Genomic DNA, 21,715 nt, shown 5'->3' on the forward strand with positions numbered 1-21,715 from the left:
ACCTACGCCCTACCCCGGCAAGGCCGATCTATGCGTCAGAGCCCTTCGAAGGGCGCCGCGTACGTGAACGGTCCGCGCAGGCGTGACTGGTACGCACCCAGCGGGCGGGCCTGGAAGTGCTCGCCCCACTCCGCGACCGGCGGCGTGATGCCCAGCGCGGCGGCCGGCCGAAACCCGAAGCGCGGGTAGTAGTCCTTGTGGCCGAGCAGCACCACGAGCGGCTCGTCCAGCGCGTCGGCGGCACCGAGCACGGCGTGCATGAGCGCCGAACCCACGCCGCTGCGCTGCTGGGACGGCACGACGCCGAGCGGGCCGAGGCCGAGCGCCACCGGCTCGCCGGCGATGCTCGCCCGGGTGCAGACGACGTGCCCGGCAAGCTCGCCGCTCGGGTCGGTGCAGACCAGTGACAGCGCGGGCAGCCAGGCGTCGCTCGCCCGGAGGGCGTCGACGAGGTCAGCCTCCACCGGCGGGCGGTCGGGCTGCTCCGGGTGCCCGAAGGCCGCGGCGTGGACGGCCCGGATCGCGGTCGCGTCGTCAGGGGTCTCGCGTCGGATGAACATCGGCGTCACGGTAGCGCCCCACGGGCTGGGGCGCAGCCGGTTTGACAGGGCGGCGAAAGCGATCTGAAAGGGGCCTGTCCGACACTTCATGACCGCGGGAAAACCCGATGGGAGGGCGGTCAAGGTACGGGCCACACGGGTCACCCAGTCGTCTTCGTGGCCGGCACGATGGGCCTGGACCCGGCCGGAGCGGCTGGTTCCACACTGGAGGAGCAGCTCAGGCTCGTCTGGGGCACCTCCGCGCGATCCTCGCGGACGCGGATCGAAATCGAGGTCATCGCCGCGGCCTGATTTGTGCAACGCTGCTCCCCGCTCGCGCGTCTTTGGTGCGGGAGGGTCGTCCGACGGGGGAGCGGAGACGGTGATGCGGCTGCCTGGACCGCTGGTGCGCATCGCGCCGGCGGTGGGTGTGTACATAGGACTGCACGTCGCCGGCCTGGTGGTGCTCGCCCTCGTCCAGGACAAGGGCCCGACCGACCTGCTCTCCGTGCTGGGGCACCGCTACGACTCCCTGTGGTACGAGCGGATCGCCAACGACGGGTACGGGCCGACCGCGCCCAAGTCGTACGCCATGTTTCCGCTGTTCCCCGCCATGATCGCGGTACTGGCCCCGGTGACGCCCGGTCCAACGTGGACGGCGGGGCTGGTGATCTCGTGGATCGCCGGCATCGTCGCCGCCGGCGGCCTCTTCCAGCTCGGCAAGCATCTGCGCGACGCCCGCACCGGCCTGCTGCTGGTCGCGCTGTGGGCCGTGGTGCCGCACGCGGTCATCGAGGTGACGGGGTACACGGAGAGCCTGTTCACCGCCTTCGCCGCCTGGGCCTTGTACGCGCTGCTGAGCCAGCGATGGGTGACCGCCGGCGTGCTGACGCTGCTCGCGGGGCTGACCCGCCCTTCGGCCTCCGCGCTGGTGGTCGCGGTCGGGCTGGCCGCCGGCGTGGCGGTCCTGCGCCGCTGGGACGGCTGGCGGCCGTGGGCGTGTGGCGTGATCGCGCCGGTCGGCTTCGTCGGGTACATCGCCTGGGTCGGCCTGCGCACCGGCCGGCCGGACGGCTACTTCTGGGTGCAGCGGCACCGGTGGGGCGCCAAGTTCGACGGCGGCGTCTACACCGCACAGGCCGTGTGGGGCTACCTGAGCCGCAAGTCCGACCTCGCCTTCTACGCCTGCGCCTTCGTCCTGCTGGTCGCGCTCGTGCTGATGGTCGTCCAGCTCGCCGAGCGGTGGCCGTGGCCCTTGGTCGTGTACAGCGCGGTGCTGCTCGTCACCGTCATCGGCACGGCCGGTTACTTCCACTCCAAGGGCCGGCTGCTGCTGCCCGCGTTCACGCTGCTGCTTCCGGTGGCCGCGGGCCTGGCCAAGGTGCGCAACCGCAACGTGTTCCTGATCGTCGGTGCGCTCGCGTGCAGCTCGGCCTGGTACGGCTCGTACCTCATGCTGATGTGGCGCTACTCGCCCTAGCGCCAGCTCCGTTCTCGACATCCTCGCAGGATCTTTCGCCGGGAGCCGCGACGGCAATGACTCTTGACATTGTTAGTCAACTTTACTTACCGTTCTCCATCGATACCCCTCGCATCGACGGAGGAGACTATGGCGAAGGTGCGCATCCTGTTGGCGGCGCTCCTGGCGCTGGGCGTAGGCGCCACCGGCATCGTGCTGGCCGCGCCGGCACAGGCCGCCGCGGTGACCGCTACGTTCAGCAAGGTGCAGGACTGGGGCTCCGGGTACGAAGCCAAGATGACCATCACGAACGGCACGGGCTCGACGGTCAACGGATGGACGGTCGCCTTCGACCTACCGGCGGGATCGGGTGTCGGCAGCTACTGGGACGCGTTGTTGACCAGCTCGGGCAACCGGCACACGTTCCGCAACCGGGAGTACAACGGGACGCTGGCGGCGGGGGCGAGCACGACGTTCGGCTGGATCGGGCGCGGCTCGGGCGTGCCGGCCGGCTGCACGGTCAACGGCGCGCCGTGTGGCGGCGGCCCGGCGCCCACCACGCCACCACCCACCTCGGTGCCGCCCACGTCGGCACCGCCGACCTCGGCTCCGCCCACGACCCCGCCGCCCACCGGCGGGACACCGGTGGCCACCAACGGCCAGCTGCGCGTCTGCGGCACCAAGCTGTGCAACCAGCGGGGCACCCCGGTCCAGCTGCGGGGGATGAGCACGCACGGCATCCAGTGGTTCCCCAACTGCTACAGCAGCGCCGCGTTCGACGCGCTGGCCACCGACTGGCGGGCCGACGTGGTGCGGATCAGCATGTACGTGCAGGAGGGCGGCTACGAGACCAACCCGCGCCTGTTCACCGACCGGGTGCACAGCTACATCGAGCAGGTCAGCGCCCGCGGCATGTACGTCATCGTGGACTGGCACATGCTCGACCCCGGTGACCCCAACTACAACCTGTCCCGCGCCCGCACGTTCTTCACCGAGATCGCGCAGCGGCACGCCGGCAAGCCCAACATCATCTACGAGGTGGCGAACGAGCCGAGCGGCGTGAGCTGGTCGTCCATCAAGTCGTACGCCGAGCAGATCATCCCGGTGATCCGCGCGCAGGACCCGGACGGCGTCGTGCTGGTGGGAACGCGGGCCTGGTCGTCGCTGGGCGTCTCGGAGGGCTCCAACGAGAACGAGGTCGCGAACAACCAGGTAAACGCCACCAACATCATGTACACGTTCCACTTCTACGCCGCCTCGCACGGCCAGAACTATCTGGACACCCTGTCGCGCGCGGCCGACCGCATCCCGATGTTCGTCACGGAGTTCGGCACCCAGACGTCGAGCGGTGACGGGACGAACGACTTCAACCGCGCCCAGCAGTACCTGAACCTGATGGCCACGAAACAGATCAGCTGGGTCAACTGGAACTTCTCCGACGACTCCCGCACCGGCGCCGTCTTCACCACGGGCACCTGCCCGAACGGCCCGTACGCCGGCACGAGCCGCCTCAAGCCGGCGGGCACCTGGATCCGGGACCGGATCCGCAACCGCTGAACAGGCATAACGGCGGGCGGGAGCCGGTTTCCCGCCCGCCAAAGCGGGGATGTCACAACTTCGGGTGCCGCAGAGTCTTGGGCTGAGGACATGCGTGCCGCGCGGAGGGAGAAGCTCATGCGGGTCTTTGTGACGGGAGCGACCGGGGCGCTCGGCCGGCATCTCGTGCCGGGGCTTGTCGCGGCGGGCCACCAGGTCACCGCCACCACGAGGTCACCCGGCAAGGTCGCGCAGCTGCGCGCGGCCGGCGCCGAGCCCGTGATCGTCGACGGGCTCGACCGCGAGGCGGTGATCACGGCGGTGCTCGCCGCCGAGCCGGACGTGATCGTGCACCAGATGACCGCGCTCGCGCAGATGCGCGGCCTCAGGAACGTCGACCGGGTGTTCGCCGCCACCAACGAGCTGCGCACCCGGGGCACCGACAACCTGCTGGCGGCCGCGGCGCGGGCGGGCACCCGCCGGGTCGTCGCGCAGGGCCACAACTTCGTGTACGAGCGTTCCGGCGGCCCGATCAAGACCGAGGAGGACCCGGTCGTCGCGCGGCCGATCCGGTCGGCGGAGCGGACCATCGCCGCGATCAAGTACGTGGACCGGACCGTGCCGCAGACCGCCGAAGAGGGGATCGTGCTGCGCTACGGCACCTTCTACGGCCCGGGCGCCTCGGATCCCATGGTTGAGGCCGTGCGGAAGCGCCAGCTGCCGATCATCGGCGGCGGGACCGGGATCTGGTCGTTCATCCATACCGCCGACGCCGCGGCCGCCACGCTCGCCGCGATCGAGCGCGGTACCCCCGGCGTCTACAACGTCGTCGACGACGAGCCGGCGCCGGTCGCGCAGTGGCTGCCGTACCTCGCCGAGGTCGCCGGCGCGAAACCGCCCGTGCGCCTGCCCGCCTGGGTCGGGCGGCTGCTCGCCGGCGAGTTCGTGGTCGCGCAGATGACCGAGGTGCGCGGCGCCTCGAACGAGAAGGCGAAGAAGGAGCTGGGCTGGGAGCCGCGCTTTGCGAGCTGGCGGGAAGGCTTCCGCGACTGGGTCAAATGATCGCGCGGTGGGCGCCCCGCCCGGTGCCCACCGTGTCCCCTGAGCCCCGCGCCGCACGTGTGGCGCGGGGCTCGCTTGTGCGCGCCTCTTAACACGAGTCCCAGCACATACGCCGCTGGTTGAGCTGGAGTTCTCAAATGATGTTCTGTTGACACCAACATTGCGACGGTGTTCCAATGGCAACACTTAGCCGGCGGGTAGGGACGTCCTCCCCTCCTCGCCACCCTCCCTAGGGAGTCGCTCGATGAAGACTCGAACCCTCGCAGCCGGCGCCTGCGCCGTACTGCTCGCCGCCACCCTGGCCGCGTGCTCCGACAGCGGCTCCGACACAGGCGGCGGGTCTGGTGTCACCCTCACCTACTGGGCCAGCAACCAGGGCGCCAGCCTCGACAACGACAAGGAGATCCTGACGCCGGAGCTGGAGAAGTTCACCCAGCAGACCGGCATCAAGGTCAAGCTCGAGGTGGTCCCCTGGTCCGACCTCACCAACAACACGCTCTCGGCCGCGGTCAGCGGCCAGGGCCCCGATGTGCTCAACATCGGCAATACGAACGCGGTGACCTTCCAGTCCACCGGCGCCTTCTACCCCTTCGACGACGCGGCGCTGCAGAAGATCGGCGGCAAGGACCACTTCGTCAGCTCCGCCTTCGCCACCGCGGGCGCGGCCGGGAAGCCGCCCACCTCGATCCCGCTGTACAGCCAGGTCTACGCGCTGTACTACAACAAGAAGCTCTTCGCCGACGCCGGCCTCACGCCCCCAAGACCTGGGAGGAGCTGATCGCGGCCGCGCAGAAGCTGACCAACCCGGCGCAGAAGAAGTGGGGCATCGTGATCCCCGGCGCCACGGTCAACTCGAGCATGCACTTCTCGTTCATCTTCAGCGAGCAGAACGGCGGCTCCGCGTTCGACGCCTCCGGCAAGCCGACGTTCACGTCGCAGGGGATGGTCGACGGCGTCCGGCAGTACGTCGACCTGGTCAGCAAGTACAAGGTCGTCAACCCCAGCGCCGCGCAGTACAGCGAGACCGCGCAGGCGGCCGGTGACTTCGCGCGGGGCGACGCGGCCATGTACATGGCGCAGACCTCCGGCATCAACGTGCTGCAGCAGAACGGCATGACGCCCGACCAGTACGGCATCGTGCCCATCCCGGCGCCGGCCGGCAAGCAGCAGATCGGCAGCTTCGTCGCCGGCTCCAACATCTCCATCTTCAAGAACACCAAGCACCTCGACGAAGCGATCGAGTTCGTGAAGTTCATGACCAGCGCCGAGGAGCAGCAGATCCTCAACAAGGCGTACACGTCGCTGCCCGCGGTCAACGGCGTGCCGGCCGCGTTCACCGACGACAAGGAAAAGCTGGACGCGTTCACGAACATCCTGGCCGACCACTCCAAGCCGCTGCCGCTGATCTCGGGCGTGCAGGCATTCCAGGCGAACGTGGGCGGCGCGGTCGTCGGCCTGATCGGCAAGGCGGCCACCGGCGCGACCATCTCCGACCAGGACATCCGGAGCGCGCTGGAGCAGGCCCAGCAGAAGATGGCCACGACGAAGTGAGCCGGCGATGGCCATGACGCACACCGGGCGGCCCACCCAGACACCCATGGGTGGGCCGGCCCCGGCCGTTTCCGCGGCGAAAACCCGCCGGAAGTGGTTCACGTGGCGCAAGAGCACGCCGTACCTGCTGATCCTGCCGGCCGTGCTGCTGGAGCTGCTGATCCACGTCATCCCGATGGTGGTCGGGATCTGGATGAGCTTCATCGAGCTGACCCAGTTCTTCATCACCAACTGGGGCGAGGCGCCCTTCAGCGGCCTGGACAACTACAAGATCGCGCTCGACTTCTCCGGCCCGCTGGGCTGGCAGATGCTCCGCTCGTTCGGGCTCACGCTCGCGTTCACAGTGCTGACGGTCGGCATCTCGTTCGGCTTCGGCCTCGCGGCGGCGCTCGCGCTGCAGCGCTTCGGCCGGGGGCGCGGCCTGCTCCGCACGCTCTTCCTGATCCCGTACGCGCTGCCCGCGTACGCCGGCATCATCACCTGGAAGTTCGTCCTGCAGCGGGACAACGGCCTGCTCAACGAGCTGCTCGCCAGCCTGCACATCACCGGCGACCGGCCGTTCTGGCTGATCGGCAGCAACGCGTTCGTCTCGGTGGTCATCGTCTCGATCTGGCAGCAGTGGCCGTTCGCGTTCCTCATGATCATGGCGGGCATGCAGGTCATCCCGACGACGTCTACGAGGCGGCGGCCATCGACGGCGCCGACACCTGGCAGCAGGTACGGCACATCACGCTCGGCATGATGCGGCCGATCAACGCGGTGCTCGTGCTGCTGCTGTTCCTCTGGACGTTCCGGGAGTTCAACACCCCGTTCGTCCTCTTCGGACCGACCCCGCCCGAGTCGGCCGACCTGCTGACCGTGCACATCTACAACAGCTCGTTCATCACCTGGAACTTCGGCCTCGGCTCGGCCATGTCGGTCCTGCTGATGCTCTTCCTGATCCTGGTGGCCGGGCTGTGGGCGCTGTGGAACCGGAGGGTGAACCGCGATGCGTGAGCAGCTGTCTTTCCGGATCTTCCGCTGGGTGGTGCTGATCCCGCTCGGCCTGTTCACGCTGATGCCGCTCTACGTGATGGTCACCTCGGCGCTCAAGCCGCTGCAGGACGTGCAGGGCGCGTTCGAGTGGTGGCCGTCCAACCTCACGCTGCGGCCGTTCGTCGACATCTGGTCCACGGTGCCGCTCGCGCAGTACTTCGTGAACAGCCTCATCGTGACCACCGCGGCCACCGTCTTCAGCGTGATCATCGCGGTCTTCGCGTCGTACGCGATCTCCCGCTACCGCTTCCGCGGGCGCGGCGCGTTCTCCGGCGTGGTGCTGTCCACGCAGATGTTTCCCGGCGTGCTCTTCCTGCTACCGCTCTTCCTCGTCTTCGTCAACATCGACAAGACGCTGGGCTTCACGTTCCTGTACCAGACCCGGCTCGGCCTGATCGTCACCTATCTGACCTTCACGCTGCCGTTCTCGATCTGGATGCTGGCCAGCTACCTCAACGGCATCCCGCGCGACCTCGACGAGTCCGCGCAGGTCGACGGCGCGTCGGCGCTCGGCGCGCTCTTCCGGATCATCCTGCCGAGCGCGCGGCCCGGCATCATCGCCGTCGCGGTGTACGCGTTCATGACCGCGTGGGGCGAGATCCTCTTCGCCTCGCAGCTGACAAACAGCGACTCCCGCACGCTCTCGATCGGCCTGCAGAACTACGCCACCGAGACGAACGTGTACTGGAACCAGGTCATGGCCGCCGCCCTCGTGGTGAGCGTGCCGATCGTCGCCGGCTTCCTCATCCTCCAGCGGTACCTGGTCGCCGGCCTGACGGCGGGCGCGGTGAAGTAGATGTCTCCCGAGGTCATCTGCGTCGGCGCCGTCACCGTCGACACGATCGCCGTGGTCGACCGGGCACCGGGCCCGGACGGCCGGGTCGTCGCCGAGCCGTTCACGGTGGCTGGCGGCGGTCCGGCGGCGACCGCGGCGGTCACCCTGGCCCGGCTGGGCGTGCCCGTTGGTTTCTGCGGCGTAGTGGGCGACGACGCGGAAGGCGCGCTCAGCCGGGCTCTCCTCGAGCAGGCCGGTGTGGACACGACCTGGCTTGCCACCCGTCCCGGCGTACCCACCGCGCGAAGCATGATCGTGGTGTCCCGGGAGCAGGGCACCCGCATGATCGTCACGACCCCGTCCGCGCCGGTCGACGTGCCGCCGGGTGCGGCGCCGTGGCTGCACGCCGACCAGGCCGGGTACCCGGCCGTCCGCGGCCACACCGGCGCGCGGCGGAGCCTCGACGGCGGCAACCCCGTCCCGGGCCTTGTCGCGTCCGGCCTCGACCTCTACGCCCCGTCGGTCGAGGCACTCACCGCGGCGTTCCCCGCACCGACCCTCGCGGACAGCATGCGCGCGGCCGGCGCCCGCCAGGTCGTGGCCACCGCCGGCGCCGACGGCTGCTACGTCCTCGTGGACGGCGAGGCGCGGCACGTGCCGCCGGTCGCCGCACCGTCCCTGGTGTCCACGATGGGCGCCGGCGACGTCTTCCACGGCGCGCTGCTGGCCGGCCTGGTCCAGGGGCGTTCGCTGCTGGAGGCGGCGTGGCGGGCCAACGCGGTGGCGGCGCTGTCCTGCCGCGCCCTCGACGGCCGCACCGGCATCCCGGACGCGGACGAGACCGAGCGCTTCCTGTCCAAGGTGGAGACATGACGAGTAACCAAGTGATCGCCAATCCCGCGGCGGGCGAGCTGCTCGACCCGCTGCGTGCGGCCGAGGGCGGGTTCGCCATGCTCGCGCTCGACCAGCGCGAGTCGCTGCGCCGGATGTTTCCGCTGGTGGACGGCGCGGAGGCGGGTGACGACGCCCTGCGCCGCTTCAAGGCGACGGCGGCGCGCGTGCTGTCGCCGTTCGCCTCGGCGGTGCTGCTCGACCGGCCGTACGCGGTCACCGACAGCCGGCCCGACACGCTCAGCCCGGCGTGCGGCTTCATCCTCGCCGCCGACGACCTCGTGCAGCCGCCGGGCGAGGCGGTCGTGGACACGCACCTGGACGCCTCGATCACCCCCGAGTTCGTCAAGCAGGTCGGTGCGAACGCGCTGAAGCTGCTGGTCGTCTGGCGCGCGGACGGCCGCGAGCGTGAGCGGGCCGAGCTGGTGGGCGCGTTCGTGACCCTGGCCCGCGAGGCGGGCGTCGCGAGCCTCGTCGAGGCGATCGCCCGCCCGGCCGACGGCGAGGCGTGGGCCAGCCAGGCGCAGCGGCACGAGGCGATCCTCGACGCGGCGCGCGAGATCGCCCCGCTGGGCGGCCTGATCTACAAGGCCGAGGTGCCGGGCTACTCGCCGGGTGACGTTTCCCAGGTGCGGGAGCACGCCGAGCGGATGACCGATATCGTGCCGGTGCCCTGGGTGGTGCTCTCGAACGGCGTCGCGCAGCCCGACTTCGCAGGCGCGCTGCGCGAGGCGTGCCACGGCGGGGCGAGCGGCTTTCTCGCCGGCCGCGCGGTCTGGGCCGACACGGTGGCCGACCCGGACACCGACGGGGCGCTGGCCGGTCGATCGGTCGAGCGGCTGCGCGCCTTGAGCGCGATCGTGGCGGAGGTGCGGGGATCGTAGTGTCACGGGTGAATGACAGCGAAACTGGGGAGTGCAGGCGATGAGCACAGTGGAAGAGAGCTTCCGGTACACCTCCGCGCCCGAGCGGCGCGAACGGCTCGTGCAGTTCATCGCGGAACACGGCTACTGCACGATCACCGAGCTGTCCAAGGCGTTCGACGTCTCCGAGATGACCATCCGCCGGGACGTGCTGCGCCTCGTCGAGCAGGGCAAGGTGCGCGGGTTCCGCGGCGGGGTCGGCTCGCTGTCCCGGCAGGAGATGGAGGGCAGCGACTACCGGCTGCGCGACATGAAGATGGCCGAGGCCAAGCAGGCCATCGCGCGCCGGGCGATCGAGATGGTCAACCCGGGCTCGGTCATCGCGATCGACGCCGGTACCACCGGCCACCAGGTCGCCGAGCTGCTGCCGAACGACCGCGGGCTGACCGTGGTGACCCACTCGTTTCCGGTCGTCTCCAGCCTGATCGGCAACTCCGGCACCGAGGTGATGTGCCTGGGCGGGCTGCTGCACGCGGAGTCGCTCTCGTTCGACGGGCCGTCCACGCTGGCCGCGATCTCCAACCTCCAGGTGGAGACGCTCTTCCTGGCCGCGAGCGGCATCGGCGACCGCGGCGCCTTCTGCGGCAACGGGTTCGACGCGATCACCAAGCGGGCGCTGATCGAGGTCGCCGACCAGGTGGTGCTGCTCGCCGACTCGTCCAAGTTCTCCACCTCGGCGATGGTGAAGATCTGCGGGTGGGCGGCGATCGGCACGATCGTCATCGACGACGGCATCACCGAGGAACACCAGCGCATGCTCGAAGCACAGGACGTAGAAGTGATCACGGTGTCCACCAAGGAGGCACCGTCGGTGGCGGCGGCCTCGTGACGGCACGGCACCGGATCGCGGTCATCGCCGGCGACGGCATCGGCCAGGAGGTCGTACCGGCCGCCGTGCGATGCCTGGACGCGGTGGCCGAGCGGCACGACATCGCGTTCGACTGGCACCACCTCGACTGGGGCTCCGACCACTACCGCGCGCACGGGCGCATGATGCCCGTCGACGGCCTCGACATCCTCGCCGGCCACGACGCCATCTTCCTCGGGGCGGTCGGCGTCCCGGACATCCCCGACGTACACACGCTGTGGGGCCTGCTCATCCCGATCCGCCGCGCGTTCGCCCAGTACATCAACCTCCGCCCGGTCCGCACCCTCCCGGGCGTACCCTCGCCGGTCTTCTCCCGCGACCCCATCGACCTGGTGATCGTGCGGGAAAACAACGAGGGCGAGTACTCCGAGGTCGGCGGCCGCGTCTACCAGGGCTCCGCCGACGAGATCGCCATCCAGGAGTCGGTCTTCACCCGCCGCGGCGTCGAACGCGTCGCCCGCTACGCGGCGGCCCTCGCCGCCGGCCGCCGCGGCCACCTCACCTCGGCCACCAAGAGCAACGGCATCGTGCACACCATGCCCTTCTGGGACGAGGTGGTGCGCGACGTGCTCGCCGACTTTCCCGACGTGACCGCGCGCCAGGAGCTCGTCGACGCGCTGGCCGCCAGCCTGGTGCTGCACCCCGAGCGGTACGACGTGATCGTCGCCTCCAACCTCTTCGGCGACATCCTCTCCGACCTGGCCGGCGCGGTGGCGGGCTCGATAGGCTGCGCGCCGAGCGCCAACCTCAACCCGCCGGGCGAGCACCCGTCGATGTTCGAGCCGGTGCACGGCTCCGCTCCGGACATCGCCGGCCAGGGCATAGCCAACCCGATCGGCCAGATCTGGAGCGGCGCCATGATGCTGGACGCGCTCGGCCACGCCGCCGCGGCCGCCCAGCTCATCACCGCCTTCGAGGCGGCACTCGCTTCCGGCACGCGCACCCGCGACATCGGCGGCACGGCCACAACCGCCGAGGTGGCCGCCGCCGTGGTCGCCCACCTCGGCCCCAGCTGACGCCCCGCCGTCCTTCCTCAAGCACACGGGCCCCGGCCCGCGCCACCTGCGGACCGCGCCGACGCCCCGGCCGTCCTCGCTCAGGCAGACGTTCCCCGGCCCGCGTCACCTGCGGACCGCATGCTCCCGCGGGCACCGCTGCGGCCGGCGGCTCGCTCGGCGCTCGCCGAAACCCCGGCCTCCGCTGCCGGGTCCGCGCGCCAAGCCCACCAGCGACTCATCCGAGCGGGATGCGGCTGCCTCAGAGGCGGTGCGAGGAAACAAAATCAGGGATGGTGCTGGGATCTTGACGCCTAGTCCTGGGTGAAGGCGGTGTCGAAGCGGGCGTGCGGCGGGTCCCACAGCAGCGACCGCACGAAGGACAAGGCCCTCGGGGCGCCGTCCAGGCGGCTCATGCGGGCGTCCTCCCACTCGATCGAGATCGGGCCCTCGTAGCCGATCGCGGCGAGGGCGCGGAACGCGTCCTCGAAAGGGACGTCGCCCTGGCCGGCCGAGACGAAGTCCCAGCCGCGCCGGGGGCTGCCCCACGGGAGGTGCGAGCCCAGGCGGCCGGCGCGGCCGTCCTTGGCGCGGATTCTCGTGTCCTTGCAGTCGACATGGTAGATGCGGTCGGCGAAGTCGACGATGAAGTTGGCCGGGTCGACGTCCTGCCACATCATGTGGCTGGGGTCCCAGTTCAGGCCGAACGCGGCGCGGCGGTCGATCGCCGCAAGTGTGCGCGCGGTCGTCCAGTAGTCGTACGCGATCTCGCTGGGGTGCACCTCCAGCGCGAAGCGCACGCCCTCGCTGTCGAAGACGTCCATGATGGGGTTCCACCGGCGGGCGAAGTCGGCGTAGCCGTCGTCGATGACCTCTTCGGGGACCGGCGGGTACATGGCGACGTACCGCCAGATCTTGGAGCCGGTGAAGCCGGTGACCACGCCGGCGCCCAGCTTGCGGGCCAGGATCGCGGTCTTCTTGACCTGCTCGGACGCGCGGGCGCGCACACCCTCGGCGTCGCCGTCGCCCCAGGTGCGGGAGCCGGCGATGTTCTGGTGGCGGAAGTCCAGCGGGTCGTCGCAGACGAGCTGGCCCTGCGCGTGGTTGGACAGCGCCCACACGCCGAGGCCGTGGCGGTCGAGGATCTCCTTGCGGCCGCGCAGGTACGCCTCGTCGGACAGCGCCCGGTCGACGTCGAGGTGCTGTGACTTGCAGGCGATCTCCAGGCCGTCGAAGCCCCAGCCGGCCGCCAGCTCGCACACCTCCTCGAACGGCAGGTCGGCCCATTGGGCGGTGAAGAGGGTGACGGGGCGGGTCATGAGACGGGAGTCTCGTGTACGCGGGCTATCGCGTCGCCCAGGATCCGCGGGAGGTCGCCCTCCGGGATCGTGAACGAGGTCTCGTCGTCGATCGCCAGCGGTGCGCCGAACACCACCACACCGGCGCCGATCCGCGGGCAGCCGACCGCCTGCTCGATGGAGAGGCCACCGACGGCCTGTACGGGCAGGGTGGTCGCGGCCACGATGCCGGGCAGGTCGGTGAGCGGGGAGAGCTTGAGCTCGCGGTGCATGTTGCGGTGGTCGTGGCCGATGTGGTGCAGCACCATGCCGACGCCCAGCTCCTCCAGGCGGCGCGCCTCGGCGACGCGGTCGGGTGCGGCCATGTCGTCGCCCATGACCAGCAGGCCGTACGCCTCGCCGGCCTCGCAGACCCGCTGCACGGTGGCGTCGTGCGCGCGGCCCATCACCACGACGGCGTCCGCGCCGGCCTCGGCGTACATGGCCGCCTCGCCGTAGCCGCCGTCCATGATCTTGAGGTCGGCGACGAGCGGGTGGTCGGGGTACTCCTTGCGCAGCGCACGCACCGCCCGCGTGCCCTCGGCGAGCACGAGCGGCGTGCCGATCTCCAGCCAGTCGGCGCCGGCCTCGACAGCGATGGCGGCCATCCGCAGCGCGTCGTCGAGCGTCTTGAGGTCGAGGGAGACCTGCACGATCCCATGGGTGAGATCGGAGCGCTTGAGCCCCCGGATGGACGTGGTCATCGGTAAGCCTCCAGAGCCCGCACCCGGACCTCGGTCGAGCCGCCGAACCAGCGGTCCCGCGCCTCGCGCAGGAACGCGGCCGAGGCGGCCAGCTCGTCCAGGCCGTTGACGCCGTCTTCGATGCTGATCCAGCCGTCGTACCCGGCGTCGACGAGGATCGAGAAGATCTTGTCGTAGTCGTTGAGCCCCTGCCCGATCACGCCGTGCTTGAGCGAGGCGTAGTCGGCCGGCGCTGAGCTTGCCGCGCTCGCTTCGCTCGCTGAGGCCCCCGGGCGGCCGGCGCCATCCGGCCTCGTCGCTGCGCTCCTCGGACCGGATCCCGCCAGCCCCGGCGGCGCGGGCTCCCGGTAGCGGTCGGACGCCTGCATGGTGATCACGCGGTCGACCACGCTGCGCAGGAAGTCGGGCGGGTCGGCGCCGGCCACCAGCGCGTTGGACGGGTCGAACTGCACGCCGAAGTGCTCGCGGTCGGGGATCCGGGCGAGCAGCGCGCGGAAGACGTCGGGCGCCTGTGCGAACTCCACGTACGCCCAGCCGGTCGCCTTGTAGTGGTTTTCGATCGCGAGCCGGATGCCCAGCTCGGCGGCGAGCGGGAGCAGTGAGGTGATCGCCTCGGCGGCCCAGTCGAGGCCCTGCTCCAGCGCGACCTCCGGATGTGCCTGGCCGCTCAGCACCCGGCACACCGCGCCCGGCCCGCCCAGCCGCGCGGTCGCCCGCATGTGTGAGGCGTGCCGCTCCACCTCGCGGGCCCGCTCGTCCCGGTCCGGGTGTGTGAAGTCGGGGGAGGCGCACATCATCGGCATCGCGAAGCCGGCGTCGGTGATCGCCTCGCCGACCCGGTCCAGGTACGCCCCGCCGCTGTCCCACAGGAAGCCGGTGTGCAGCTCCAGCCCGTCGACGCCGAGCGTGCGCGCCTCCTCGATCCACTCGAAGACCGGCTTGGTGCGGCGGACCACCATCTCGTGCAGGTCGCCCTTGGGGAAGGCCGCGATCCTCATGAGGTGAGACCCTAACACCAAAAGATGAGAGGAAGCGTACAGACTTTGAGTCGATTCTGAACTATTGTTGGGCCGAGTCGAGCATTCTGGAAGGCTGTGCCCATGAAGGCGTTGGTCAAGTACGCGGCCGCCGACGGTGCCTTGGAGGTGCGTGACCTGCCCGAGCCGGTCGCAGGCCCGGGCACCGTGCTGGTCCGGGTGCACACGGTGGGCGTGTGCGGCTCTGACATCCACATGTGGCACAACACGCAGAGCAAGAGCTCGGTGGGCGTACTCCCGGTGACGCTCGGACACGAGTCGGCCGGCGTGATCGCGGCCGTGGGCGACGGCGTGACCGGCTGGGCCGCCGGCGACCGCGTGGTGTGCGAGACCGCCGCCTCGATCTGCGGCGTGTGCGCGCTGTGCCGCTCCGGCCGGTACAACCTGTGCCCCTGGCGCGAGGGGTACGGGCTGAAGCGGGACGGGGCGATGGCCGAGTACATGGTGGCCGAGCCGCGCGTGCTGCACCGCATTCCGGAGAGCGTGAGCTTCGGCGCGGCGGCGATGACCGAGCCGTACGCGGTGGCGTACAACGCGGTGGTCGAGCGCGCCGAGATCAACCCCGGCGACCTCGTCGTCATCCAGGGCGCGGGCGCGATCGGGGTGCTCGCGCTGGAGGTCGCGATCCTGCGCGGCGCCGGCACCACAGTGGTGCTCGGCACCGACATCGACGCGGAGCGGCTCGACAAGGCCAAGGCGCTCGGCGCCGACCACGTCCTCGACATCACCCGCGAAGACCCTGTCGCGCTGGTCGCCTCGCTGCACGACGGGCTCGGCGCCGACCTCGTGGTGGACGCGACCGGCGTGAGCGTCGCGCTGGAGCAGGGCATGCGGATGGTCCGCCCGGGCGGCGCGATCGCCAAGGTCGGGTGGGGGCCGCAGCCGCTCGGCTTCACCATCGACCCGCTGGTGAAGAAGGCGGCCACGCTGTACGGCTGCTACTCGCACACCTGGCGCACCTGGGAAAACGTGCTCCGCCTCTTCGCCGACGGGCGCCTCCACCCCGAGCGGGTGCTCGGCGGGGTGTACCCGATCGAGGAGTGGGAAGAGGCGTTCTCCGCCATGCAGCGTGGCCAGCACGTGAAGTCGGCGCTGCGCATGCCGTGGGCGGCGCGGTGAACCCCCTCCGGCTCGGTATCGTCGGCCTCGGTGCGGTCGCCCAGGCGGTGCACCTGCCGCTGCTGGCCAAGCGACCCGACCTCTTCACGATCGCGTCGATCTGCGACCTGTCACCCGAGGTGACCGAGGTGCTCGGCAGCCGTGTCGGAGTGCCCCGGTCGCGGCGATTTCACGTACTCGATGAAATGCTGGACCACGGTGGCCTGGACGCGCTGATGGTGCTCGCCCGCGGGTCGCACACCGCGCAGGTTTTGGCGGGTTTCGAGCGGCGGCTGCCGGTCTTCTGCGAAAAGCCGCTGGCCTACACCACCGCGGAGGTCGACCGCATCATCGCGGCCGAGCCCCACCTGGGCGTGCCGGCGATCCTGCTGGGCTACATGAAGCAGTACGACCCGGCGGTGATCGAGGCGGCCCGCATCCTGGCCGACGTCGACGACATCCGCAGCATCGAGGCGTCGGTGCTGCACCCGACCGGCGCCTCCCAGCTCGCGCTGGCCCGCGTGGTGGGGCCGAGCGCGCCGGTCGCCAACCCGGCCGGCGCCGCCGAAGACGCCGAGCTGTGGCGCGCGGCCGTGGGCGAGGCGGACGAGGGCACGTGGCGGGCGTACCGCGGTGCGCTTGTCAGCAGCCTCGCGCACGACCTGTCGATCATGCGGAGCTTCGGCGCGCCGCCCGCCACGATCGAGTACGTGGACATCTGGCGCCAGTCGTCCCGCCACGCCGTCCGCGACGTGGGACGCGACCGCAAGTCGTTCGGCGAGCACCCGCCCTCGATCTCGGCGGTGGGCACGCTGGCCGGCGGTGGGAGGTTCAGCCTGGCCTGGCACTACCTGCCCGACTTCCCCGCGTACCGCGAGACGGTGCGCGTGGTGCATGGCGCCGGCACGGTCGAGCTCGTCTTCCCCTCGCCTTACCTGTTGCACGCGCCGACGGAGCTGACCGTGACTACGCTGGACGGCGACGCCGAGCGGCGGGTGGTCCGCCGCAGCACGACGGAGGCGTTCGAGACGCAGCTGGAGGCGTTCCACGCCATGGTCCGTGAGGGCACACCGCCGCGGTCCGGCCTCGCCGCCGGCCGCGCCGACGTCCTGGACTGCCAGCGCATCCTGGCGGCCTTCGCGGGCCGCACCGGCGCCGTCGTGGGCGGCGAGGTCGGCAAGCTGGTAGGGGAGTTGGTTCGGTGAGTGACCGGATTCGAGCGGCGATCATCGGGTACGGGCTGGCCGGGCGCGTCTTCCACGCGCCGCTGATCAGCGCCGACCCGGCCTACGAGCTGGCCGGCATCGTGACCGCCAACCCCGACCGCTCCTCCGCCGCCGCCACCCTCTATCCACAGGCGCGGATATTCTCCACAGTGGACGACCTGCTCGCCGCCGACGACATCGACCTCGTCGTGGTGGGCGCGCCGACGCCGGACCACGCGGCCGTCGCGACCCGCACGGTCGAGTGCGGCCTCGCCACCGTGGTCGACAAGCCGCTCGCGGTCAGGAGCCTGGAGGCGGCCGAGCTCATCGAGCTGGCATCGCTGCGGGGCGTGCCGCTCACCGTCTTCCAGAACCGGCGCTGGGACGGCGACTTCCTCACCGTGCGCAAGCTGCTGTCGCAGGGCGCGCTCGGCGACGTGTGGCGCTTCGAGTCACGCTTCGAGTGGAACAGCACCCGCCCCCGTCCACAGTGGAAGCAGGAGACGCCCGGCGTCGACGGCGGCGGCGTGGCGTACGACCTGGGCGCCCACCTCATCGACCAGGCCGTCCAGCTCTTCGGCCCGGTCGCCTCGTACTACGGCGAGCTCGACCGCCACCGCCCCGGCGCTGTCAACGACGACGACAGCTTCATCGCGCTCACCCACACCTCCGGCGTACGCTCCCACCTGGCGATGAGCAGCATGGTCGCCCAGCGCGGCTTCCGCTTCCGGGTGCTGGGCTCGACCGCCGCGTACACGAAGTGGGGCCTGGACCCCCAGGAGCCCCAGCTGGCCGGCGGAATGTCCCCACTGGACGAGGCCTTCGGCGTGGAGCCCGAAGACGCGTGGGGCAAGCTCGGCCGCGACGCCGACGCCACGCCGCTCCCGACCGAGCGCGGCGCGTACCGCGAGTTCTACGCCCAGCTCGCGGCCTCGTTGCGCGGCGGGGGCCCGCTGCCGGTCGACCCGCGCGACGCCCTCGTGGCGATCGGTATCATCGAGTCCCTGCACACCCAGCAGCCCTGATCGCCAGAGGAATATTTGCCCGCGTCCGCGTCAGCTGTGGACCGCATGCTCCCGCGGGCACCGCTGCGGTCGGCGGCTCGCTGGCGCTCGCCGAGTGCTCCGACCTCCGCTGCCAGGTCCGCGCGACAAGCCCACCACAGAGCCGCCGCCGTCTACCGCGCTGGCCTTGTCCTCATCGCGTCCGTCAAGCGGCACCGCAATCGAGATCTTGGTGGGTTGGTGCGCCTCGACATTCGGAGTTTCGTCGTCTGGAGTCACCGCCTCACCCTCCGCGGTCGCCCAGGAGCCCGATCCGGTAGATCTTGGCAAGTTAGCGTCGAAATGGCGCGCTAACTCACCAAGATCTGGAAGCTCACACCGCCTCCACCTGATCGGCAGTCACTGACCGCGACGACGGTGCCAAACCGCGGGCGGACTCGCGCACTCCCGCCTCGAAAGATCTGCAGAAGCACGCCCGCGGAGGGTGAGGCCGCGGGAGCAACGGTCCGGACCACGACGGGCGTCGCGGTAGCTCGCGTCTGGTTTTGGTCTCTAGATCGTGCGGGCGTACGGGTCGTAGTCCTCGGGGATCGGCTCGGTCCTGGGGGCGCGGCTGCGCACCGCGACCGGGGCACCGCGCTCGATGGACTCGGTGATCGCGGCCATCGTGTCGAGTACGTGGTAGGCGAGCTCGCCCGACGCCCTGTGCGGCACGCCGGCGCGGGCCGCGCGGGCGATGTCGAGGGTGCCCAGGCCTCGGCCGGCGATCGGGCCCGTGGCCGGGACAAGCGTGGGTTCGCTGTCGCTCTTGCGGCGGATCGTGAGGTCGCCGTCGAAGTGGTTGGGGTCGGGGATGGTCAGCGTGCCCTCGGTGCCCACGATCTCCACGTGCCCCACCCGGCGGTGCGGCGAGTCCCAGCTCAGCACGCTCGTCGACGCGCCGCCCTCGACGAACTCGGCCAGGAACGTCACGTGCGTCGGCACCGCCGCGGTGATCTGCTCGCCGGTCCTGGCGCCGGTCAGCAGGGTGCGGACCGGGCGGGCGGTGCGGCCCAGCGCCACCACCGAGCGGAACGAGCCGAGGGACTGGGTGAGCGCGGTCAGGTAGTACGGGCCCATGTCCCACAGCGGGCCGGCGCCGCGGGACAGCAGCACCTCGAGGTTGGGGTGGTCGTCGACCGGGCCGGGGACCTCAAAGAGGGTGAGGCCGGTCAGCGGCTGCCCGATGTCGCCGCGGTCGATGATGCGCCGCGCGGTCTGCAGGCCAGCCCCGAGGAACGTGTCCGGCGCGCACCCGATCCGCCGGCCGGTCGCCGCCGCGGTCTCCAGCAGCTCGCGGCCGCTCGCGCGGTCCAGCGCGAGCGGCTTCTCCGACCACACGTGCTTGCCGGCCCGCATGGCGGCGAGCGACACCTCGGCGTGGGCGGCCGGGATCGTCAGGTTGACGATGATGTCGACGTCGGGGTGGGCGAGTGCGCGCTCGGGCGGGCCCCATTCGGCCACGCCGTACGCCTTGGCCTGCTCGGCCGCCTTGTCCTCGAAAAGGTCGGCGATGATGCGCACCTCGAGGTCGGGAAAGCTGGTGAGGTTGTCGAGGTACTGGCCGCTGATCCGCCCGGCGCCGATGACGCCGACGCCCGTGGGTCCGCTCATGCCGCGGTCCTCGGGCGCAGGTAGTCGAAGCTGGCCGCGATGCCCTCGAAGATGTCGCCGGCGTACTCGTCGAACTCGACCGCGCCCGCCTCCACCTGAGGCGTGGTGGCGATGATCTCGTCGATCGGCAGCTTGCCGCGGCCGGCGGGGAGCTGCTGGGTGTTGTCGCGGCTGATCGGACCGTCCTTGAGGTGCAGGAAGCGCACCCGGTCGCCGAGGCGGTCGAGCAGCGCGAGCACGTCCTCGCCGCCGACTGCGACCCAGTACACGTCGATCTCCAGCACGACCTCGGGGCGCAGGTCGTCGGCGAGGACCTCCAGCGCGGTACGCCCGTCGAACCGCCGCTCCAGCTCCCACCAGTGGTTGTGGTACCCCACGCGCAGCCCGTGCTCGGCGGCCGCGTTGAGGCCGGCGGCGATCGTCGCGACGTCCGCGCGGGAGGTCCAGTGCTCCTCCGGGATGTACGTGTCGATCACGGCGGTGGCGCCCAGCTCGCGTGCGGCGGCGAACACCTCCTCGACGTCCGGCACCTCGCGCCCGGGCAGCGCGACGAGCGGCGACGTGAAGGTCGGCACGCCGAACCCGTGCTCGCGCACCGCCCGGGCCAGCTCCGGCCCGCGCGCGTAGAGCTTGTGCGAGGCCTCGACCTGCCGGTAGCCGATCTCGGCCACGCGGGCGAGCGTGCCCGGGAGATCATCGTCGAGGGCATGGCGGACGCTGTAGAGCTGCAGCGAGAGCGATTGCAGAGCCATGTTCGGAGGCTAACAGATATGTGTGCTGGCAGCACCATGTCATGTTACGAAGCGAGCACCTCGGTGAGCTTGCCCGTCCGCACGTCGTACACGAACCCGCGCACCTTGTCCTTGTGCGGGATGAACGGGTCGGCCTGGATGCGGCGGATCGACTGCCGCACGTCCTCCTCCAGGTCGCCGAACGCCTCCGCCGACCAGTCCGGCTTGAGCCCGGTCTCGGCTTCGATCGAGGCTTTGAAGCCGTCGTCGGTGAACGTGAGCATCCCGCAGTCGGTGTGGTGGATCAGGATGATCTCGGTGGTGCCGAGCAGGCGCTGGCTGATCGCGAGGCTGCGGCGCTCGTCGGCGGTGACCACGCCGCCCGCGTTGCGGATGACGTGCGCGTCGCCCTCGGTGAGCCCGAGCAGGCCGTACGGGTTGAGACGCGCGTCCATGCACGCCAGCACCGCGACGCCGCGGGCAGGTGGGAGTGGCAGGTCGCCCTTGTCGAAGGACTGTGCGTAGCGCTCGGCGTTGGCGAGCAGCTCGTCGGTGACCGTCATGCAATTACTCTACTGACTCGATAGGAGTAGTGGGTAGATCGATATATACATTTAGGTTTATCAATGTTACGGTGAGCCATGGCCACCACCACGCCCTGGCTGCCGGGGTGGCCGGCGGTCCGGCCGCGCCGACGCGCGGCAGGTGCCCGCGCCATCCCGGCCCCACCCGGCCCACTTCTGGCGCGCGGCGAGCGCGTGCTGTTCGACCGTGGCGGTGTGATCGCCACGGACCGCGCTCTCTACTGCGGCGCCGCTGTCGACGACGGCCCGGTCGGCGACACGCGCGGCCCGGACCGCGCCCTCGCCACCGTGGCCGGCGCCCCGTTCCCGGACGGCGTTCTGCGGGTGGGCGGCACGAGCCCGGCCGGCGGTGCGGGGGAGTGGACGCGCCTCGGGTGGGAGCGGATCGCCCGCGCCGACCGCCACGAGCGCGGCCTCGTCCTGACCGCCTGGGCACCCGGCCTGCCGCCACGCACGATCATCGACGTCGCGCGGGCGACCCGCCTGCTCGCGCTCGCCCGCGAGCGGATCGCCTGGACGACGCTGATCGCCACCCGCGTCGAGATCGCCGGCCGCCCGGCCCGGATCGCCGCCCGCCGGGCCCCCGCAACGGACGAGGTCCTGTGGCTCGTCGCGCTCGACCCGGCGGTCGGCTCGACCGCGGACGTCCGGGCCGAGTTGGAGGAGGCGCTGGCCCGCCTGCGCCGCGAGTTCGCCGGCCGCTAGGCCAGCGCTCGGGGTCCGCGGCG

At 71.1% G+C, this 21,715-nt stretch carries 22 protein-coding genes and 1 pseudogene; 16 read left to right on the forward strand and 7 right to left on the reverse strand.

All coding sequences use genetic code 11. The features are described 5' to 3' along the window. Window positions 1-35 precede the first annotated feature (35 nt). Window positions 36-560 carry a GNAT family N-acetyltransferase gene (locus Phou_RS48220; protein WP_173071149.1) on the reverse strand — a complete coding sequence of 175 codons (525 nt, stop codon included), beginning with the start codon at window positions 558-560 and terminating at the stop codon, window positions 36-38. Between the two features lie 156 nt (window positions 561-716). Here Phou_RS48220 and Phou_RS54840 point away from each other — a divergent pair, with 156 nt between their 5' ends. The 12 genes and pseudogenes from Phou_RS54840 to Phou_RS48275 all read left to right on the forward strand — a co-directional run bounded on the left by Phou_RS54840 (window position 717) and on the right by Phou_RS48275 (window position 11,655). Next, the gene (locus Phou_RS54840) at window positions 717-851 is read left to right on the forward strand and encodes a hypothetical protein (RefSeq protein WP_281365202.1); all 135 of its coding nucleotides are present in this window, start codon (window positions 717-719) and stop codon (window positions 849-851) included. A gap of 73 nt (window positions 852-924) precedes the next feature. Further along, window positions 925-2,019, forward strand: coding sequence for a glycosyltransferase family protein (locus Phou_RS48230; protein WP_173071151.1), 1,095 nt, complete (start codon window positions 925-927; stop codon window positions 2,017-2,019). A 129-nt stretch (window positions 2,020-2,148) separates the two neighbouring features. Next, window positions 2,149-3,555 (forward strand): cellulase family glycosylhydrolase, encoded by a 1,407-nt coding sequence (locus Phou_RS48235; RefSeq protein WP_173071153.1) that lies wholly within the window; start codon window positions 2,149-2,151, stop codon window positions 3,553-3,555. A gap of 117 nt (window positions 3,556-3,672) precedes the next feature. Further along, window positions 3,673-4,596: an NAD-dependent epimerase/dehydratase family protein gene (locus Phou_RS48240; protein WP_173071155.1), complete on the forward strand. Its 924-nt coding sequence runs from the start codon at window positions 3,673-3,675 to the stop codon at window positions 4,594-4,596. A 244-nt stretch (window positions 4,597-4,840) separates the two neighbouring features. Next, a pseudogene (locus tag Phou_RS48245) lies at window positions 4,841-6,147 on the forward strand (ABC transporter substrate-binding protein). A gap of 7 nt (window positions 6,148-6,154) precedes the next feature. Then, a complete protein-coding gene (locus Phou_RS54140; protein ID WP_246274748.1) occupies window positions 6,155-6,889 on the forward strand; it encodes a carbohydrate ABC transporter permease in 735 nt (244 codons plus the stop codon). Beyond that, a complete protein-coding gene (locus tag Phou_RS51955) occupies window positions 6,838-7,143 on the forward strand; it encodes a carbohydrate ABC transporter permease (RefSeq protein WP_246274827.1) in 306 nt (101 codons plus the stop codon). The genes Phou_RS54140 and Phou_RS51955 overlap by 52 nt, the downstream gene beginning before the upstream one ends. Next, window positions 7,136-7,978, forward strand: coding sequence for a carbohydrate ABC transporter permease (locus Phou_RS48255; protein WP_173071156.1), 843 nt, complete (start codon window positions 7,136-7,138; stop codon window positions 7,976-7,978). The genes Phou_RS51955 and Phou_RS48255 overlap by 8 nt, the downstream gene beginning before the upstream one ends. Then, a complete protein-coding gene (locus Phou_RS48260) occupies window positions 7,979-8,830 on the forward strand; it encodes a carbohydrate kinase family protein (protein WP_173071158.1) in 852 nt (283 codons plus the stop codon). Then, window positions 8,827-9,732 (forward strand): aldolase, encoded by a 906-nt coding sequence (locus Phou_RS48265; protein WP_173071160.1) that lies wholly within the window; start codon window positions 8,827-8,829, stop codon window positions 9,730-9,732. The genes Phou_RS48260 and Phou_RS48265 overlap by 4 nt, the downstream gene beginning before the upstream one ends. 40 nt (window positions 9,733-9,772) lie before the next feature. After that, the gene (locus tag Phou_RS48270) at window positions 9,773-10,600 is read left to right on the forward strand and encodes a DeoR/GlpR family DNA-binding transcription regulator (RefSeq protein WP_173071162.1); all 828 of its coding nucleotides are present in this window, start codon (window positions 9,773-9,775) and stop codon (window positions 10,598-10,600) included. Continuing rightward, a complete protein-coding gene (locus tag Phou_RS48275; RefSeq protein ID WP_173071164.1) occupies window positions 10,597-11,655 on the forward strand; it encodes a tartrate dehydrogenase in 1,059 nt (352 codons plus the stop codon). Before Phou_RS48270 ends, Phou_RS48275 begins: the two co-directional genes overlap by 4 nt. Before the next feature lie 293 nt (window positions 11,656-11,948). On the opposite strand, the gene Phou_RS48280 is transcribed toward Phou_RS48275, so the two are convergent. The 3 genes from Phou_RS48280 to Phou_RS48290 are packed head-to-tail and all read right to left on the reverse strand — an operon-like array spanning window position 11,949 to window position 14,673. Beyond that, the gene (locus tag Phou_RS48280) at window positions 11,949-12,953 is read right to left on the reverse strand and encodes a sugar phosphate isomerase/epimerase family protein (protein ID WP_173071166.1); all 1,005 of its coding nucleotides are present in this window, start codon (window positions 12,951-12,953) and stop codon (window positions 11,949-11,951) included. Next, a complete protein-coding gene (locus tag Phou_RS48285; RefSeq protein WP_173071168.1) occupies window positions 12,950-13,675 on the reverse strand; it encodes an orotidine 5'-phosphate decarboxylase / HUMPS family protein in 726 nt (241 codons plus the stop codon). Before Phou_RS48285 ends, Phou_RS48280 begins: the two co-directional genes overlap by 4 nt. Continuing rightward, on the reverse strand, window positions 13,672-14,673 hold the full coding sequence (locus Phou_RS48290; RefSeq protein WP_173071170.1) for a sugar phosphate isomerase/epimerase family protein: 1,002 nt from the start codon (window positions 14,671-14,673) through the stop codon (window positions 13,672-13,674). Before Phou_RS48290 ends, Phou_RS48285 begins: the two co-directional genes overlap by 4 nt. Window positions 14,674-14,775: 102 nt before the next feature. Here Phou_RS48290 and Phou_RS48295 point away from each other — a divergent pair, with 102 nt between their 5' ends. The 3 genes from Phou_RS48295 to Phou_RS48305 are packed head-to-tail and all read left to right on the forward strand — an operon-like array spanning window position 14,776 to window position 18,040. Next, entirely contained in the window at window positions 14,776-15,831 is a 1,056-nt protein-coding gene (locus tag Phou_RS48295; protein WP_173071172.1) for a zinc-dependent alcohol dehydrogenase, read from the forward strand. Next, on the forward strand, window positions 15,828-17,015 hold the full coding sequence (locus Phou_RS48300) for a Gfo/Idh/MocA family protein (RefSeq protein WP_173071174.1): 1,188 nt from the start codon (window positions 15,828-15,830) through the stop codon (window positions 17,013-17,015). Before Phou_RS48295 ends, Phou_RS48300 begins: the two co-directional genes overlap by 4 nt. Beyond that, a complete protein-coding gene (locus Phou_RS48305; protein WP_173071176.1) occupies window positions 17,012-18,040 on the forward strand; it encodes a Gfo/Idh/MocA family protein in 1,029 nt (342 codons plus the stop codon). Before Phou_RS48300 ends, Phou_RS48305 begins: the two co-directional genes overlap by 4 nt. A gap of 531 nt (window positions 18,041-18,571) precedes the next feature. Here the strand turns inward: Phou_RS48305 and Phou_RS48310 are convergent. The 3 genes from Phou_RS48310 to Phou_RS48320 are packed head-to-tail and all read right to left on the reverse strand — an operon-like array spanning window position 18,572 to window position 20,966. Then, a complete protein-coding gene (locus tag Phou_RS48310) occupies window positions 18,572-19,672 on the reverse strand; it encodes a Gfo/Idh/MocA family protein (protein ID WP_173071179.1) in 1,101 nt (366 codons plus the stop codon). Beyond that, window positions 19,669-20,424, reverse strand: a complete 756-nt coding sequence (locus Phou_RS48315) for a sugar phosphate isomerase/epimerase family protein (protein ID WP_173071181.1) — start codon at window positions 20,422-20,424, stop codon at window positions 19,669-19,671. The genes Phou_RS48310 and Phou_RS48315 overlap by 4 nt, the downstream gene beginning before the upstream one ends. A gap of 44 nt (window positions 20,425-20,468) precedes the next feature. Continuing rightward, complete coding sequence (locus tag Phou_RS48320) at window positions 20,469-20,966, reverse strand: beta-class carbonic anhydrase (RefSeq protein WP_173071183.1); 498 nt, start codon at window positions 20,964-20,966, stop codon at window positions 20,469-20,471. Between the two features lie 78 nt (window positions 20,967-21,044). Here Phou_RS48320 and Phou_RS48325 point away from each other — a divergent pair, with 78 nt between their 5' ends. Further along, the gene (locus Phou_RS48325) at window positions 21,045-21,692 is read left to right on the forward strand and encodes a hypothetical protein (RefSeq protein ID WP_173071185.1); all 648 of its coding nucleotides are present in this window, start codon (window positions 21,045-21,047) and stop codon (window positions 21,690-21,692) included. Window positions 21,693-21,715: the final 23 nt, after the last annotated feature.

It is taken from the genome of Phytohabitans houttuyneae (assembly GCF_011764425.1).
GTDB lineage: Bacteria > Actinomycetota > Actinomycetes > Mycobacteriales > Micromonosporaceae > Phytohabitans > Phytohabitans houttuyneae.